At 65.9% G+C, this 15,578-nt stretch carries 17 protein-coding genes and 2 tRNA genes; 8 read left to right on the forward strand and 11 right to left on the reverse strand.

From position 1 onward, the window contains the following. The 3 genes from VM780_RS06305 to aqpZ all read left to right on the forward strand — a co-directional run. Positions 1-530, forward strand: a 530-nt coding sequence (locus tag VM780_RS06305) for a hypothetical protein (protein ID WP_325446255.1), incomplete at its 5' end; no start/stop codon positions are given. Positions 531-624: 94 nt separating this feature from the next. Continuing rightward, positions 625-2,553 carry a PAS domain S-box protein gene (locus VM780_RS06310; protein WP_325446257.1) on the forward strand — a complete coding sequence of 643 codons (1,929 nt, stop codon included), beginning with the start codon at positions 625-627 and terminating at the stop codon, positions 2,551-2,553. 553 nt (positions 2,554-3,106) lie between these two features. Next, entirely contained in the window at positions 3,107-3,847 is a 741-nt protein-coding gene (gene aqpZ / locus VM780_RS06315) for an aquaporin Z (protein WP_325446259.1), read from the forward strand. A gap of 412 nt (positions 3,848-4,259) precedes the next feature. On the opposite strand, the gene VM780_RS06320 is transcribed toward aqpZ, so the two are convergent. From VM780_RS06320 to VM780_RS06345, 6 genes are all read right to left on the reverse strand, one after another. Further along, entirely contained in the window at positions 4,260-4,736 is a 477-nt protein-coding gene (locus VM780_RS06320; protein ID WP_325446261.1) for a DUF2269 domain-containing protein, read from the reverse strand. Beyond that, positions 4,736-6,052, reverse strand: coding sequence for an SDR family oxidoreductase (locus VM780_RS06325; protein WP_325446750.1), 1,317 nt, complete (start codon positions 6,050-6,052; stop codon positions 4,736-4,738). Before VM780_RS06325 ends, VM780_RS06320 begins: the two co-directional genes overlap by 1 nt. An 85-nt stretch (positions 6,053-6,137) precedes the next feature. After that, positions 6,138-6,557, reverse strand: coding sequence for a hypothetical protein (locus VM780_RS06330; RefSeq protein ID WP_325446263.1), 420 nt, complete (start codon positions 6,555-6,557; stop codon positions 6,138-6,140). Positions 6,558-6,861: 304 nt separating this feature from the next. Beyond that, positions 6,862-7,302 carry an HD domain-containing protein gene (locus VM780_RS06335; RefSeq protein ID WP_325446265.1) on the reverse strand — a complete coding sequence of 147 codons (441 nt, stop codon included), beginning with the start codon at positions 7,300-7,302 and terminating at the stop codon, positions 6,862-6,864. Next, positions 7,299-7,733, reverse strand: a complete 435-nt coding sequence (locus VM780_RS06340) for a thermonuclease family protein (RefSeq protein ID WP_325446267.1) — start codon at positions 7,731-7,733, stop codon at positions 7,299-7,301. The genes VM780_RS06335 and VM780_RS06340 overlap by 4 nt, the downstream gene beginning before the upstream one ends. 10 nt (positions 7,734-7,743) lie before the next feature. Further along, positions 7,744-7,965, reverse strand: coding sequence for a hypothetical protein (locus tag VM780_RS06345; RefSeq protein WP_325446269.1), 222 nt, complete (start codon positions 7,963-7,965; stop codon positions 7,744-7,746). Positions 7,966-8,114: 149 nt separating this feature from the next. On the opposite strand from VM780_RS06345, the gene VM780_RS06350 reads away from it, so the two are divergent. The 5 genes from VM780_RS06350 (at position 8,115) to VM780_RS06370 (ending at position 10,188) form a co-directional block, all read left to right on the forward strand. Then, positions 8,115-8,191: transfer RNA gene (locus VM780_RS06350), tRNA-Pro, on the forward strand. Positions 8,192-8,224: 33 nt separating this feature from the next. Then, positions 8,225-8,533: an ETC complex I subunit gene (locus VM780_RS06355; protein WP_325446271.1), complete on the forward strand. Its 309-nt coding sequence runs from the start codon at positions 8,225-8,227 to the stop codon at positions 8,531-8,533. 7 nt (positions 8,534-8,540) lie between these two features. Further along, a tRNA-Arg gene (locus VM780_RS06360) sits at positions 8,541-8,617 on the forward strand. 262 nt (positions 8,618-8,879) lie between these two features. After that, complete coding sequence (locus tag VM780_RS06365) at positions 8,880-9,404, forward strand: histidine phosphatase family protein (protein WP_325446273.1); 525 nt, start codon at positions 8,880-8,882, stop codon at positions 9,402-9,404. Positions 9,405-9,429: 25 nt separating this feature from the next. Then, positions 9,430-10,188 (forward strand): SOS response-associated peptidase, encoded by a 759-nt coding sequence (locus VM780_RS06370; protein ID WP_325446275.1) that lies wholly within the window; start codon positions 9,430-9,432, stop codon positions 10,186-10,188. Here VM780_RS06370 and VM780_RS06375 read toward each other — a convergent pair. The 5 genes from VM780_RS06375 to VM780_RS06395 form a co-directional block, all read right to left on the reverse strand. Beyond that, entirely contained in the window at positions 10,185-10,643 is a 459-nt protein-coding gene (locus VM780_RS06375) for a hypothetical protein (RefSeq protein ID WP_325446277.1), read from the reverse strand. The two genes, VM780_RS06370 and VM780_RS06375, sit on opposite strands and share 4 nt — an antisense overlap. A 351-nt stretch (positions 10,644-10,994) precedes the next feature. Continuing rightward, positions 10,995-11,864, reverse strand: coding sequence for a polysaccharide pyruvyl transferase family protein (locus tag VM780_RS06380; protein WP_325446279.1), 870 nt, complete (start codon positions 11,862-11,864; stop codon positions 10,995-10,997). A gap of 424 nt (positions 11,865-12,288) precedes the next feature. After that, the gene (locus VM780_RS06385) at positions 12,289-13,335 is read right to left on the reverse strand and encodes a hypothetical protein (RefSeq protein ID WP_325446281.1); all 1,047 of its coding nucleotides are present in this window, start codon (positions 13,333-13,335) and stop codon (positions 12,289-12,291) included. A 318-nt stretch (positions 13,336-13,653) separates the two neighbouring features. After that, positions 13,654-14,166 carry a flavin reductase family protein gene (locus tag VM780_RS06390; protein WP_325446283.1) on the reverse strand — a complete coding sequence of 171 codons (513 nt, stop codon included), beginning with the start codon at positions 14,164-14,166 and terminating at the stop codon, positions 13,654-13,656. Continuing rightward, positions 14,163-15,491, reverse strand: coding sequence for an LLM class flavin-dependent oxidoreductase (locus tag VM780_RS06395; protein ID WP_325446285.1), 1,329 nt, complete (start codon positions 15,489-15,491; stop codon positions 14,163-14,165). The genes VM780_RS06390 and VM780_RS06395 overlap by 4 nt, the downstream gene beginning before the upstream one ends. Positions 15,492-15,578: the final 87 nt, after the last annotated feature.

Here is a 15,578-nt window from a genome sequence, read left to right on the forward strand (position 1 = left end):
TCAACGCTGATCGACTGCTGGCCGTCCGCTGGGCCACCGGCTCCAAGGCGATCCCGCGCTACGTCGAATTGATCACGCTCTACTGGCGCAGCTTTCCTGAAGCGCTGGCCATGGCGCGAGCACTTGCTGAGGCGAGGCAGCCGCGGGGAGGCTCCGGCGACGAGACGACCTCCGGAAGCCTAAGGAAAAAGCGCATTAGCGGCCAACTCGTCAATCCGGGCTTACCCCCAACGCCACCAGATCAACGCTGCGAGCGCGAGCGGCGCGACGATCGCGAACACCGTGGGGATCACCCGCCGCGGGTCGTCGTCATGATCCCAATCGCCGCGGCCGTTCTTACCCATCGTGAGCCGGGCTTCTCGGCGCGAGGACCTAGCGATTTGCACGAGGCTTTATCTGACGCCGAGCGGGCCGCATCGGAAGGAGCGTCGAAGTTCCTCGGCTTTAGGCTCAGGGAGGTGCTGTCAGCCGAAGGGGGACGCATGGATCAAAAGACCGAGCAGGTGCGTTCGCTGAACCAACACGCTTAAGATCGCGACAGTGTGGCCCCCGAGCTCCCCGTAGCTCAGGGTCTGCAGATAGCTGGATTGGAATGCCTTGCCAGGACGCGACGGAACAGGACGGTTGGACCCCAGCGCCTATGAGCAACTGGTCCAGTCGATCGTCGATTACGCCATATTCATCCTAGATCCCGAGGGCAACGTCTCCAGCTGGAATCCTGGCGCGGAGCGGATCAAGGGATATGCAGCAGAGGAGATTATCGGCGAGAACTTCGCTCGGTTCTACACGCCGGAGGACCGTGAAGCTGGCCTTCCGCAGCAGGTCCTTAAGCAAGCCTCCGAAGAGGGGCGCTTCGCCGCCGAAGGCTGGCGCGTCCGAAAGGACGGAAGCCGCTTTTGGGCGATGGTCGTAATCGATCCCATTCGGGAAGGGGACAGGCTCGTCGGCTTCGCCAAGGTGACCCGCGATATGACCGAGCATCGGGAGGCCACACTGGCGGCCCTTGAGACAGAGCGGCGCTTTCGCCTTCTGGTGCAGGGTGTCACCGACTACGCGATCTTCATGCTCGACCCGCAAGGGATAGTCACCAACTGGAACACCGGCGCCCAGCGCATCAAGGGCTACAACGCCGATGAGATCGTGGGTCACCACTTCTCGCGCTTCTACACCCCCGAAGATCGGGAGGCGGGGGCGCCTTTGAAGGCGCTTCAGACTGCCGCTCGGGAAGGCCGGTTCACCGCGGAAGGGTGGCGGCAGCGCAAGGACGGGAGCCGCTTCTGGGCCAGCGTCGTGATCGACGCGATACGGGATGAGAACGGCGCGCCGGTCGGCTTTGCAAAGGTCACTCGCGATTTAAGCGAAAGACGCGAGGCGGAATTAGAGCTGGAGCGCTCCCGGGCTGCGCTGTTCCAGTCGCAGAAGATGGAGGCCGTCGGGCAACTCACCGGAGGGCTAGCGCATGACTTCAACAATCTGCTGACAGGGATCACCGGCAGTCTTGATCTCATGACGGCGCGGCTTGCACAGGGTCGCATCAATGAACTGGAGCGCTACATCACTGCCGCCCAAGGCGCCGCGTCTCGGGCGGCGACCCTCACCCACCGGCTTCTCGCGTTTTCCCGCCAGCAGACGCTGGAGCCGAAGGCGATCAACGCCAACCGCCTCGTATCGAACATGGAGGAATTGGTCCGTCGCACGGTCGGACCAAGTATAGCCATAGAGACCGTTCTGGCGGCTGGGCTCTGGCCCTGTTTCTGTGACCCAAACCAACTCGAGAACGCGATCCTCAATCTCGCCATAAATGCTCGGGATGCGATGCCGGATGGTGGCCGCGTGACGATAGAGACCGCGAACACGTGGGTTGATCAGGTCGGCGCGACTGATCGTGACGTGCCACCCGGCCAATATATCGCGATCTGCGTGACCGATAACGGAACCGGTATGTCGCCAGAGGTTGCGAGACGCGCCTTCGATCCTTTTTTCACTACGAAGCCCGCCGGGAAGGGCACCGGACTGGGTCTTTCCATGATCTATGGCTTTGCCAGGCAATCAGGCGGCCAAGTGCGGATCTACTCGGAGGTGGGTCACGGCACCACGGTGAAGATTTATCTGCCGCGCCATACGGGCAATCCGGCCGAAGATGAGGTCGGCCCGGACCAGACGCAGCTGCCGCGTGCTGAGGCTGGCGAAACGGTTCTTGTTGTGGACGACGAGCCGACGGTGCGTATGCTGGTGGGGGATACCCTCGGGGACCTCGGCTATCAGGCGATCGAGGCGGGGGACGCTGCGTCAGGGCTGAAGGTCCTGGAATCCGACGCTAAAATCGACCTGCTAATCACCGACGTCGGCCTGCCTGGCGGGATGAACGGAAAGCAGATGGCGGACAAGGCGCGGATGCGTCGGCCGAACCTCAAGATCCTCTTCATAACGGGCTATGCGGAAAACGCCGCTGTTGCGAATGGGCACCTCGAACCCGGGATGCATGTCATGAGCAAACCGTTTCCGATGGACAAGCTGGCTGCCCGTATCCGGTCGATCATCGAAGAGAGCTGAGGAGAACCGGCGTGCTGCCGCCCCCTTCAACCTCCAGCGGCGCCTCGAGCGTAGCGTTGCGGCTCACGGTCGGCGGTCGCCTCAAGGTCCTGCATCGTCAATTGTCGGCCGCTTCCGTCTGCGATTGTAAACCTGCCGCTATCCACTGCTTTATGTAGTTGGATAAGCACCAGCGCCTCGGTCGCGCTCTCGGAGGTGGGGATGATGCCTCCGTCGTTCTCTTCCCATATGACTCGGTATCTCAGCGTGACCTCCACGGGGGGGCGAAGCGCGGCTGCTCCGGGCGCGCGTCTAGCTATTCTTCTTCTGTAGCCCTTTCCTGTCAGTTACTATGATCCATCGCGTTGTTAGCCGGAGCCCCACTATCTGTCCCTGCGCCTCGGCACCGCCAAGTTCAGGCGAGCGGCGACCCGTCCGGGCACAGATGACCTTCCCTTCGCGATAGGGGAAAGTGCCGCAATTTTACGAAGCTTTAAGCCAGTAGGCCCATCTTCGGCGCTGGACAGGCGCGTGGTAGACCGGGCCTCCGCCTCTGAACCCGAGGGGGAACGCGATGCCCAACGATCTCACGCGGCGCATGGTCGCCGAATTCTTCGGCACGTTCTGGCTGGTCTTCGGCGGCTGCGGCGCGGCGGTGCTGGCCGCCGCCTTCCCGGATCTCGGCATCGGCTTCGTCGGCGTCTCGCTCGCCTTCGGCCTCACCGTCCTGTCGATGGCCTATGCGGTCGGCCACATTTCGGGCGGCCATTTCAACCCCGCCGTGACGCTCGGCCTGTGGGCCGCCGGCCGCTGCGCCAACCGCCATGTCGGCCCCTATGTCGCCGCCCAGCTGGTCGGCGCGGTTCTGGGCGCCGGCGCGCTCTATCTGATCGCCTCCGGCAAGGCCGGCTTCGTCCCCGCCGGCTTCGCCTCCAACGGGTTTGGCGACCTCAGCCCCGGCAAATACGGCCTCGGGGCCTGCTTCCTCACAGAAGTGTTGGCGACCTTCTTCTTCCTGTTCATCATCCTCGGCGCGACCTCGAAGGGCGCCGCCACCGGCTTCGCCGGCATCCCGATCGGCCTCGCCCTGACGCTGATCCACCTGATCACCATCCCGGTCACCAACACCTCGGTGAACCCCGCTCGCTCCACCGGCGCGGCCCTCTACGCTGACGGCGGCTATTTCGGGCAGCTCTGGCTGTTCTGGCTCGCCCCGATCGCCGGCGCGATCGCCGCCGGCTTCCTGGCGCGCTGGCTCTACGAAGACAGCGCGATCCTCGACACGACGGTGGTGGAGGAGCGGCGAGCGGGGTGAGAGGATAGCATAGCATGCGCTCCCGCACCTCCCGTCGCATCTAAACCCGCCAGTACCTACTGACGGTCGTCCGTCAGATCGCCGAAGCGGCGCAATTCGCGTGTCGCTGGCGCGGTCTCGTCAGCTGATCGTTCGGCGGCAAGCCGCCGGCGCGGAAAAGAGTGCGGGCGGGAGGGCGGGCCAGTCGACCGGCGTGAGGCGCCAGCCGATGACCAATCGCGCCGATCCACCCGAAGGCGATGCCGGTGACCCTCACCAGGCCGGAGGAGATCGACGTCTGGATGCGGGCGGACTAGAGCGAGGCCAAGGCGCTGCAGCGGCTGCTGCCGGACGACGCGCTGGTGATCGTCGCGCAGGGTCAGAAGCTAGCGGCGATCGAGACGCCGTCCAGCTGGCCAGGAAGGCCCCGGCGTCAGAACATGGTGAAGCTCGGTCGCGCGATCATCAGCCAGAAGATTCCGAGTACCGCGGCGAACGCCGGAAAGCCGAACCCGAACCAGGACCAAAAAAGCCGGTGATAGGTCCGCGGCAGCGCGGCGCCTCGCCCTGCGGCGTCAGATGCGATATCGCGCATTCGCATCTGCATCCACACCACGGGAAGCCAGAACGCGCCTGTCACAAGATAGAGCAGGATGGACAGCAGGATCCATCCCTCCGTCAGCGAATAGCCCGCGGTCCACGTGAGCGCGACGCCCGTGACCGGCTGAAGGACAACCGCCGTCGTAGTGAAGAGGAAGTCGGCCAGCACCACCGTTCGGGCGGTCGCGGAGATCACGCCTGTGTTGCCGGTGCGGTGCGCCATAAGCATGAAGAATGCTATGCCGGCGCCGGTCCCCAACAGGACCGCGGCCCCGATCACATGCAGGTATTTGAGCGCGAGGTAGAGCATCAGCGATCCGGAAGCAGCGCGAGCGCGACGAGGTTTAGCGCCAAGATCGGCCAGATCTTCAACATTGGACCGAGCGGATCGAGCCAGAGTTCAGGGAGAATCGCCGTTCCCGCCACCGCATAGAACAGTGAGATTGCAATCGCCCCGTAGAGTGCGGCTCGCGCGGTGCGCCGGAAGGCTATGCCAATCCCGATCAACAGGTCAGCCAGCCCGCCGGCGAGTACGGAAGGGCCGCTAAAAGCGCCGGCGCCGCCGCGCTCCATTAGCGCGACGCCTGTGTCGTAGCCCGGGCCGATGGAGATTAGTCCGGTAGCGATCCAGAACAACGAAAAGACGCCGAAGACCACTGGTTTGAGGAAGTAAAGCGACGCGAACCAGCGCTCCTGGACGCTAGCCGGCTCGGCCACGAGGCTCTCGGAGACGCTTCTCGGCTGCGTTCCGGTGAGCCGAATCCACTCACCCGGATCTCCGACCGCTCCCCGCACGATCTCACGCTGCGCCGTGGTGCGCATCGGGGGACGCCATCCGAGCCGGCTGATAAGATCGCCGAGCCGATAGAGAAACGAGGCCAAGGCCTCCGGTAGCGGCATGACGCGGGCGCGTGGGAGACCAAGCCATCGGCGATAAGCCTGCACGATCGACGGCAGAGGCATCGGTTCTGGCCCCGCGATCTCGATCGCCACCTGGTTTGGCGCGCCGGGAGATAGGAAGAACAGTATCGTGTCCACGAGGTCGTCGAGTTGGACGACCTGAAGTAAGCCCGTGCCCGGCATGACGGGAAGAAAGGGCAAAGCCGCAAGGCCCCTGATCAGCGCGCTGCCGCCATACGCGCGCCGCCCTAGAACCACGGACGGCCGCAGGATGACCCAATCGAGCGGGCTGCCCATGAGAGCCCGGTCGCCCTCAAGCTTGGCGGCTGAGAAGTCGCTCTCAGAACCTCGATCCACTCCAATGGCGGAAATGTGGACGATCCGGCGGACACCGGCGTCTCCACAGGCAGCGGTCAGCGCGGCGACGGCGTCGACGAAAACGCTCCGCACGTCATCGCCCGGGGCGTCCTGGAGCACCCCGGCGCAGTTTACGACCGCGTCTACTCCGACGAGGTGCGGGAACCAGTCGGCAGGGCTCTTCATCGAAGCTATGTCAGCCCAGACCCACCGCACCTGCGGAACGCGGCGCGCCGCGTCGTCAATCCGGCGCGCGAGCGCGACGACGCCGGCGCCCTCCGCGATCAACCGTGCGACGACCTCTGAGCCGATGAGGCCCGAGCCTCCAATAACGAGCACGTTTGTCGAGCTGGTGACGTGAGGCCTCATGTTTAGGTCCGGAGCCATCCTGGGCGCTGCGTTCGGGGGAGCAAAACCGAAGCCGGCAGCCATGGTCCTGAAGTGGAGCGGCAGGTCAGATGTTCCGTCGCGCGTCCAGCGACGGACCGGCGCAGAGGATTGTCCGCCGCGCATCTGTCAACTCGCTGAGGATCAGAGCCGTCGCCGCGCCCCAGACTGCGTGGGCTGCGACCATCAGCGTCGTGCGGGGCGCCGGATGATTCGCGGGCGGAGTGAGGATGCGGATCCGAGGAACCCAACCCAAATAGCTCACGGCCCACACGGCTATTCCCCCGCCCGCAGCAGCCGAAGGTTTAATTCGCGGATCCAGGGAAGCGAGCAAAGCGCCAGCCACCGCCCCGTAAAGAAAATGACCGAGCATCGCGAGGTCCTTCTTCGCCTCTTGGCTCCGGCCGTTGAAAGCGACGTCTATAATTTCCTTCGGCGGCAACGGATATCTTAGATTCGCAGGGAGTGATTGGTGCATGCGGGTCATCGAGATAGTCATGACGACGGTCGCAGCCCCTCCCGCAAGGCCGCCAAGGAGCAGATGAGTGCGAAGTCCCTCGCCCAAAACTTATCCTCCGCGCCGCTTATAGCCGCTCGCCGGTCCGGTAGCACCCGCTCACATCCAGCTAGGGCGGGGCCGTCCCGGGGACAATCTGAAGCCTTCCTGACGCAGATCCGCAGAGGTGTCCCCGCGCTCGGGAAGCGGGTGATCGCTCGCGGCGGACGAGGACGTTTGGCCACGCCCGGGGATGAAGGTCAGTCCTTAAGAACCGGTGGCTTCATCCGCCGCTCTACGACAGCCCCGCCTCGAGCTCGTCGAGCAGCGACAGCGCCGTCATGTACTTGGCGAGCCGCTCACGGTCCTGCTCGGTGATTTCCCCAAGGCGGCTGGTGTCCATGTTGTCGTGGAGATCGGCACGCTTCACCATCCGGCCGATTGGGTCGCGCGCCGCGCGTGCGACGAACCCAAGATAATCCTCGCCCTTGCGCCGCGTGACAGCATCCACGCCCGCCAGGACGGCTTCGCTGAATCCCTCTGCGCGCAGCCTCTCGATCGTCCAGTCGCTATCCTCGACGACGTCGTGCAGCACGGCCGCAATTCGCGCGTCGCTCCCCAGCGGGAGCGTGAACGCCACCCGCATCGGGTGCAGGATGTAATCGGCGCCGGCCTTGTCCGTCTGCCCGGCGTGCGCTTCCTTTGCGATCTCGATCGCGCGCTCCAGCGTGCTCATCGGCTCTCTCCGCACCAGGTCGGCCGATCCGCCTTAGTCAGCTTCGGCCAAGGCTTGGCGTGGCCCTCGCGGACAAGCTCCGCGCCGAGGTCCTTGCCGTCCACCAGCAGAACCGCGACGGTCCGGCCGTAGCGGTCGGCACCCTTCCGCACGATCTCCGGCTCGTGGCCCTTCAGCAGAGCAGCCAGCCGATCGCGCGATGCCTCGGCGCGGAACAGCTCGAGCGGGCACTTCGCCTTACCGAGCTCCGGCGCGTCGATCGGGCCGGCCCCAGAGCGAAGGCGGATGCGCTCTCCGGAGATGACGACCGTGTCGCCGTCGACGACTCGCGTCTCCGGCATCGTGCGCGCCGCGTCGGCGAACACGCCAGGCGGTTCCTGCGCGAGGGCAGGCGAGGCGAGCATGACGATGAGCAGCGCGATTCTGATCATGGCTGCATCATCATTGATCCTTGGAGGGCGCGCATCCGCCGTGAAAGGGCGCGACGACGCCCGCCTGCCTCTGTCCGAGCGCGGCCGCGCGCAGCGCCACAATCTCTGCAATAGCGTCCCGGATAACGCCGGCGGCCGCCATGTCGGCCGAGTCGTCTCCATCGGCCGCCGCGACCGATTCGAATTCGTGCGCGAGCTCGGTCAGGCGCTCAACGATGTCGGGGCGGCTCATGCCGCACGGCCGTGAACGTTTCGCGAACCTGCTTCGGGACAGTTTCGGGACGGGTTGTCCAGATTGCTCTGCGTTTCTCGATCTGTTCCGGTTTTGCGCGGTTGTCCGGAGGCTCGTGACCGGCTAGAACCCCAACAATTCGTTGGTCTCGGGGCGTAGCTCAGCCTGGTAGAGCGCCTGCTTTGGGAGCAGGGGGTCGCATGTTCGAATCATGTCGCCCCGACCAGCGCCGCACCGTTTCGGAGAGAGGCCCGCGTTCATGTCCGCGCGCATCTACAAGCCCGCCCGCAACGCCATGCAGTCGGGAACCGCCAAGACCAAGCGATGGGTGCTCGAGCACGAGCTCGCCGAGGCGCGCCGCATCGAGCCGCTGATGGGCTGGACCTCTTCGGGCGACACCCGACAGCAGGTGCGGCTGTTCTTCGACACCAAGGAGGAGGCGATCGCCTACGCGACGCGCGAGGGCATCGCCTACCGGGTCGAGGATCCGAAGCCTGCGGCGCCGCCCCGACTGATGGCCTATGCGGACAATTTCCGCGCCGGCCTGCCGGAACCCTGGACGCACTGAACCTCCCGGCCCCGTAGCTCAGCTGGATAGAGCAGCAGCCTTCTAAGCTGTTGGTCGGTGGTTCGAATCCACCCGGGGTCGCCAAGAGCTCCTTGACGTTGACGTCGCGCGACGTTCCTCGCTGATGTTCAGGACCCGTTCGCGCCGGATTCGGCCTTGGCGCGATCCTCCTGGCGAGGCCGGCCTGCTCGGCGGGCGGCCTCCAGCTGATCGCGGTCATAGACGCGGTCGGTGAAGCACAGACCGGCGCCCGCTCCTCCGCCAGAGAGGAGACGAACCCCGAGAGGCGATCGCTGCGGCGGTTCAGGTCGTACGAACGACCTGAGGGTCAACAAAGAGGAAATCAGTGCCCGAAGGTCCCGATTGCATCCTGTTCATCAGGCACGGTGAGCATCACAGCCAGCTCGGCATCACGGAAGACGGCATGCCGGACGATCAGAGCCTCAACGCGCGAGGATGGCAGAGGGCCGGCGCGCTCATCGCGCGCTTCGCGCGGCCTGACGACGATCAAAGCCCGCCCGACTCGATCTACGCCTCGGCGATCACGGAAGACGGCCAAAGCCGGCGCCCACAACAGACGGTCGCGCCGCTTTTGGCTTATCTGCGAGCGCAGGGGCACGTGACCTATTGCGACGCCTTCGCGAAGAACGCTGTCGACGAGCTGGCCGAGGATCTGATGACCCGCAAGGGGGTCGTCCTGGTGGCGTGGGAGCATTCGGTCATCCCGAAGATCGCGCGCCGGCTCGGAGCTGAAGACGCGCCGGCGGATTGGCCGACCGATCGCTACGATCTGATCTGGCGCCTGGACCGAAGCGGGAGCGGTTGGAGTTTCGCGGAGGCGAACCAGAGTCTTCTCGCCGGCGATCGGTGACAGCTGAACGAACGGGCGGAAGCCGATGTGCAACCTCTACAGCGTCACGAAGGGCCAGGCGGCGATCCGCGAGCTGACGAAGGCGCTCGTCGACCGCACGGGCAACCTGCCGCCGATGCCGGGGATCTTTCCGGACTACCCGGCGCCGATCGTCCGCAACTCGGACGCGGGCCGCGAGCTGGTGCTCGCCCGCTGGGGCATGCCCTCGTCGAGCCGCGCGCTTTTCGAGGCGGCAAAGAAGCGCGCCGCGGCCCTCGAGAAGAAGGGCCAGCCCGTCGACTTCCAGGCGCTGCTGAAGGCGGAGCCGGACATCGGCACGACCAACATCCGCAACGTCGCCTCTCAGCACTGGAGGCGCTGGCTTGGGCCGGCGAACCGCTGCGTCGTGCCGATGACGAGCTTCTCGGAATATGAGCGCGGGCCTGACGGCAAGATGCAGCCCGTGTGGTTCGCGCTGGACGAGAGCCGGCCGCTCTGCGTGTTCGCCGGGATCTGGACCAACTGGAGCTGCGTCCGGAAGAAGTCAGAGGGCGAGGTGACCTGCGACGTCTACGGCTTCCTCACCACGGAGCCGAACGCGGTCGTGGCGCCGATCCACCCGAAGGCGATGCCGGTGATCCTCACCACGTCGGAGGAGATCGACGTGTGGATGCGCGCGCCCTGGGATGAGGCGAAGGCGCTGCAGCGGCCGCTGCCGGACGAGGCGCTGATGATCGTCGCGCGGGGAGAGAAAGAGGATCCACCGCAAGGTGTGGAGCAACTGATCCTGACAAACTTTCCTTAGGAGGAGCGAGCCCTCAGTTGCTGCAGGAACTCGCTGTTTACACGATATTGTCTGATGACTTCCAGGTTCTTCCACGCCTCAATGAAAGTAAGGCCGTCCGGATTGATTTCGAATGTGCAGCCCGCCTCTGTCTCACTCTTCCCGAAAATATTTGTATTCTCATAGACTGTGTTGAATATTATAAGCTCGTTGCCGTGCTCGCCTCTCCGATCGGATTGATAAAAAGCCTTGTAGCTAAGCTCAGGATCGGCCTTCAGCTCGAGTTTTTGCGTCTGTAAACCATGCTCACGAAGTTCGCTGCTACAACGTTCCTTGTCGGCTGCGGTTACAAGGGCCTCGGCGCGCGCCGCTCGGTCAGACATCGCTACCATTGGAACGCTGTCCTTCGGCGGAACGCAGCCGGTGAGGATTGTCAGCGAAAGGGCGATTGAGAGAAGTGCGAGGCGGCCCGACATGGCGATGATCCGAGGTGCTTGTGATGGCACCGCTACCGGTTCGGTTGTCGAATGGCAACTTGCAACCGTGGAAAACCGATAAGGCGAGGCCTAGGCTCCGTCACGATCTTCAGCGCAGGGCGCCGGGCCCGCCGCTTGGCTGCGGCCGCGGTACTCAACCTCAACCGTCACGCGCTCGCCCGCATCGATGCGGCGCTGCAGCGGCCGGCTAAGAGCCATCGTCAAGCCTGATCCCCGAGCCGGCGGGGAAGTCCCGCTCGGCCGCTGAAGGCGTCGCCTGCTCGACAACTGACGGCAGTTGCGGCGGCGTCCGCCTCCGCACCTGACGCCGCCAGGGGGCGCTTTCGCCGCTCAGACCGAAGCGAGCCGCAGTTTCTTTTCGCGCTTCCTTTTCTTCGCCTCGGCCGACGCGATCGACACCCGTTCTTCGGCAGCCGCCGTGGACTTGTCGGAATGGAGAAACGGGCATGTCGAGCGGAGGAGGTCCAGGTCGATCTGGATGGCGCGGTCATCGAAGTTCAGCGTGTTCAGCAGGTAGTCTTCGTCGACATGTCGCTCGGAAAGCCGGACGCCGACCGGATCGCGGACCTTTTTGACCGAGATCAGGTAATCCCAGTATTTGAACTCCTTGCCTGCGCCAGTGGTGGCGGAAAGCCAGGCGTTGGGGATTCCATAGGCGTCGGAAAGCACCAGGCCGTGCAGGGAAGAGGTCAAGATTCTCTCGCAGCTCTGGATCCCGTCCAGCACCCCCTCAATGTCCTTGGTCTGTAGGTCAATGACATGGACGCCCTTGTCGACCAGGGACTTCTTGCGCTTTTCCTCTGACCAACGGAGCACCACGCCGAGCTTATGCTTCTTTTGCGCAGGCGACTTGTAGTAATCCGGCGCCAAAAGCGCAGGATCTCCATAGACGCGCGGGCATTCTATGCCGTGCATCTCCAGTTTCGCCCGCGTCAGGGGGCCTCGAACCGCCAAATAGGGCGCCTCCTTCGACAACCGTTTCGCAGGCTCGCTTCCGAATGATCCCGTTCCCCAGACGACCGCAGTCGACCGCACGCGGCCCAAGATGGAGCCGATCGTCATGTAATGAGGGTTTTCGCGGGCCTCCCAGAACACGGGCTTCCCAGTCATCTTCGTGACCAGCCATGGTCCGAGCAGGTCGCCGAAATTGTCGGTGTTGTCCCACCAGCGCATGGGGATCTTGCCGTCGACTTCGATCATGCCCTGACTCCGCCCGCTCCGCGTATAAACTGCGCAATACCGCCATATATGACGGTCGGGAATGCGTCCATTGCGCTCGGGAGCTGGGCGGCGTGTCGGGGAAGTGGTCGCGCGCCGCGGCGCCGGCGATCCGATGCGGAGCCGAGCTCTCTGGTCTCGTTCGCGTCGTTCAGCCGGTCGGCGGGCGCAGGTTCAGCCTTCGCAGATATCAGACCGGCTCGATCCCAAATCCGCTGATCTGGGCGCAGGCGGCTCCGCGAGGATCGACGCTGGCTACGACCTTCTGCCGGGCGCCAGCACGGCGCGGCGCGCGGCAGGCCCTGCGTCCTCTTTGACGAGGGTGGCGGCGTGAAGCGCGGCTACGCCGCGCATGCTCAACGGCAACAGCAGTTCGACTCCTCCCGGGGTCGCCAGAGCCGCTTCCTCATGGCCGCTTGCCCTTTTGCAGGCGCTCGGCGCTGTGGCGGGCGATGGCGCGGCGCATTTGCGCGATGTCGCCGGCATAGCCGGCCTCGCGCGCGACGTTTTCGAGCGCGGGCTGGAAGCGCGGCCGCAGGACGCCGAGAGCGGCGAGCTGCGCCATCATGTGGTCTCCGCTACCGGTCGCTTCCGCCATCTCCGCATAGGTTTTTCGCAGGACCGGCTGCACCGCCCGGTCCTCCGGCGCCGCGGCCAGGAACAGCAGACCGTACCGGAGCGCTTCCGGCAGCAGAGCCAGCGCGAAATGCGCCTCGGCGAGGGCCTGCAGATGGGGCGGCTGCAGCGCCTTGAGGCGCATCGCGGCCTCGGCAAAGTCGCTCAGGCGCGCTCCGGCGTCGAGCGCCCGGAAGGCCGCCACCACGGACGGCGTCGATTTCCGCGTCATGTAACGGCGCCAGCGGAGGTCTGGCTCCGCCTCGATGATCGCCAGCAGCCGCGCGACGGCGCGCTCGAGCGGCTCGGGCCGCCCCCGGGCGGCGAGCCGGTCGACCAGAAACGTCCAGTACCGGAAGGAGGAGCGCTTGCGCGCCCGGACCCAGCGCGTCACGTCCTGCGGCGCCGCGCTGCCGTCCGCGAGGCCCGCGATCGCGCCCGAAAGCAGGCCGAGCTCCTTGAGAAAGCCCGGGCCGCTGTGGCCCGCGAAGGGCAGCCGAACTTCCTGGACCGCGCGATGCCTCCTCAGGAGGCGCACATGGCCGGCGTCTCGGCTCTCGAAGGGGTCGTACAGGATGACGAAGCGCGCCTCGCGTGAGAGCCCGTCGAATTCATCGAAGCGGAACCTCATGGCCGGGAGATCCTCCTCCCAGCGGCGGTCGAACGGCGTCAGCTCGGGACGGACGGTGAGGATGGGGCTGATGCAGATGACCTGGTCGGCTCCGAACAGCTTCGAGTGAAGCAGCGCCCCCGTGCCGCCCATGCTGGCGCCGTAGAGAATGACCCGGCGATAGGAGCCGAGAAGCGGCCGGACCAGGCGCTGATAGGTGGCCGGCACCTCGTCGGTCTGCCACCAGTGGCTCCAATGCGCGACATAATGCAGGGCGTCGACGCCGCGCCGCGCCAGGAACGACTCGCCGAAGCCCTGCTGGTCTGCGTAGTCGCGCAGGCGGTGGCTGAAGGTGACACACAGCGTGTCGGAGCCGAAGTCGCGGCGCGACAGCAGCGTACAATCCGCCCCGCCATGAAGGCGGGCCGCCGAAACCCCGTCTGATCTCGTGTCGCGTCGTTCGGACGAGGCCGATCCTCCGGCTGCGCGCCGGAAGATGAAGCCGACGGATGACGGCCATATGACGCCGTCATCCGCGTCAGCCGGCTACAGCGCTTTCAGGCCGTGGAAGCCGGCCTCGAAATAGGCGAGGGGCGCGGCGTCGCCGGCGCCGGCGGCCACCACGCGGCCGATGAAGATGGCGTGGCTGCCGACCTCGTGACGGTCCTCGACCAGACATTCGAGATGCGCGGCGCAGCCCTCCAGGAGCGGGCAGCCGCGCACGCCGGAACGGTGCGGGACAGCCTGGAAGCTCTTGGGCTCCGATCCCGCGAAATAGCTCGCGATGTTCTGCTGCGATTCCGCGAGGAAGTTGAGCGCGAAGGCCCCGCCATGGCGGATCAGCCCATAGGACTGGCTGCCGCGGTTGACGACGATCAGCACCGTCGGCGGGTCAGCGGTGACGCTCGCGACCGCAGTCGCCGTCATGCCGTTCGCCACGCCGCCGCTGCTGCTGGTGATGACGACGACGCCGGCCGCGTGCCGGCGCATCGTCGCCCTGAAGGCGGCGGGAGAGACGCCGGTCGGCGCGGCGCCGTTGAGCGCGGCCGCGGCACTCATGACCGGACCACGCCGGTGAGCCGGTCGCGCAGCGAGCCTGCGCCGTAGCTGCTCCTCAGCCGGCCGCGCTTCTGCAGGATGGGCGTGACCCTGTCGACGAAGTCGTCGAAGGTCTCGGGCAGAAAGGCCGGCGAGATCACGAAGCCGTCGGCCGCGCCGCTGTCGACGATGGAGATGAGCTCCTCGGCGACGTCCTCGGCCGTGCCGGTGACGCGCGGGCACATCACGCCGCGGCCGTAGATGCGGCCGGCCTCGGCGATCGTGGTCGAGCCGTCGCCGGCGATCGAACGCAACGCCGCGAGGTTGCCCTGGCTTCCGGTGTCGGCGATCTCGTTGACGGTCGCCTCGAGCGGCAGCGAGGAGAAGTCGGCGTTGGCGTGCGCGGCGAGCGTCGAAAGCCCGACCCGCGGGTCGACCAGGCTGTCATGCAGGTCGCGCTTGTCCTCGGCCTCGGCGCGGCTGTCGCCGATGAACGGCATCACGGCCATCATCACCTTGGCGGCGTCCGGCGCGCGGCCTTCCTTTTCGAGCGCGGCCGCAACGTCCTTTTTGAAGACGCCCATCCGGGTCAGGTTCGGCTGCAGGGCGAAGATCACCTCGGACCAGCGCGCCGCGAATGCTTTTCCGCGGCCGGAGGAGCCGGCCTGTATGATCACGGGCCGACCCTGCGGGCTGCGCGGGATGTTGAGCGGCCCGCGCGACTGGAACCAGCGGCCCTTGTGGTTGGCGTAATGCACCTTGGCCGGATCGGCGTAGATCCCGGCGGCGCGGTCGAGCACCAGCGCGTCCGGGTCCCAGCTGTCCCAGAGCTTGAAGGCGAGCTCCATGAACTCGTCGGCCCGGTCGTAGCGCTCGTCATGGCTGAGGTGCTGTGCGACGCCGAAATTGAGCGCCTCGCCGTCGTTCATCGAGGTCACCACGTTCCAGGCGGCGCGGCCGCCGGAGATGTGGTCGAGCGTCGCGAACTCGCGCGCGAGGTTGTAGGGCGCGTCATAGGTCGTGGAGCGCGTCGCGCCGAGCCCGAGATGGGACGTCACGGCCGCCATCGCGCCGAGGATCGGCACCGGGTCCATCCGGGTGGCGTCCTGATCGCCGAACCGGACGCCGATCTCATGGCTGTCGCCGTAGCGGTCGGCGATCGCCAGCCGGTCGGCGAAGAACACGAAGTCGAACATGCCGCGCTCGAGCGTCCGGGCGATGCCGGCGTAGTGCCCGAGAGTCAGAAACGGCGTCTCGTGCGCCGGGTTGCGCCAGATCGCGTGGCTGTGCACCACGGGTCCGGCGACGAGGAATCCGCATAGGTGGATCTGCTTGTCATGGCTCATTTTTTCTTCCGCGGCCGTCAGGCGCGCGACTCCCTTGCGCGCGGTCTCCATGGCCGCGCGTCATTGTTGTTCGGCAGTTCTACTCGG

This window comes from Hansschlegelia sp., from assembly GCF_035538955.1.
Classification (GTDB): domain Bacteria; phylum Pseudomonadota; class Alphaproteobacteria; order Rhizobiales; family Methylopilaceae; genus Methylopila.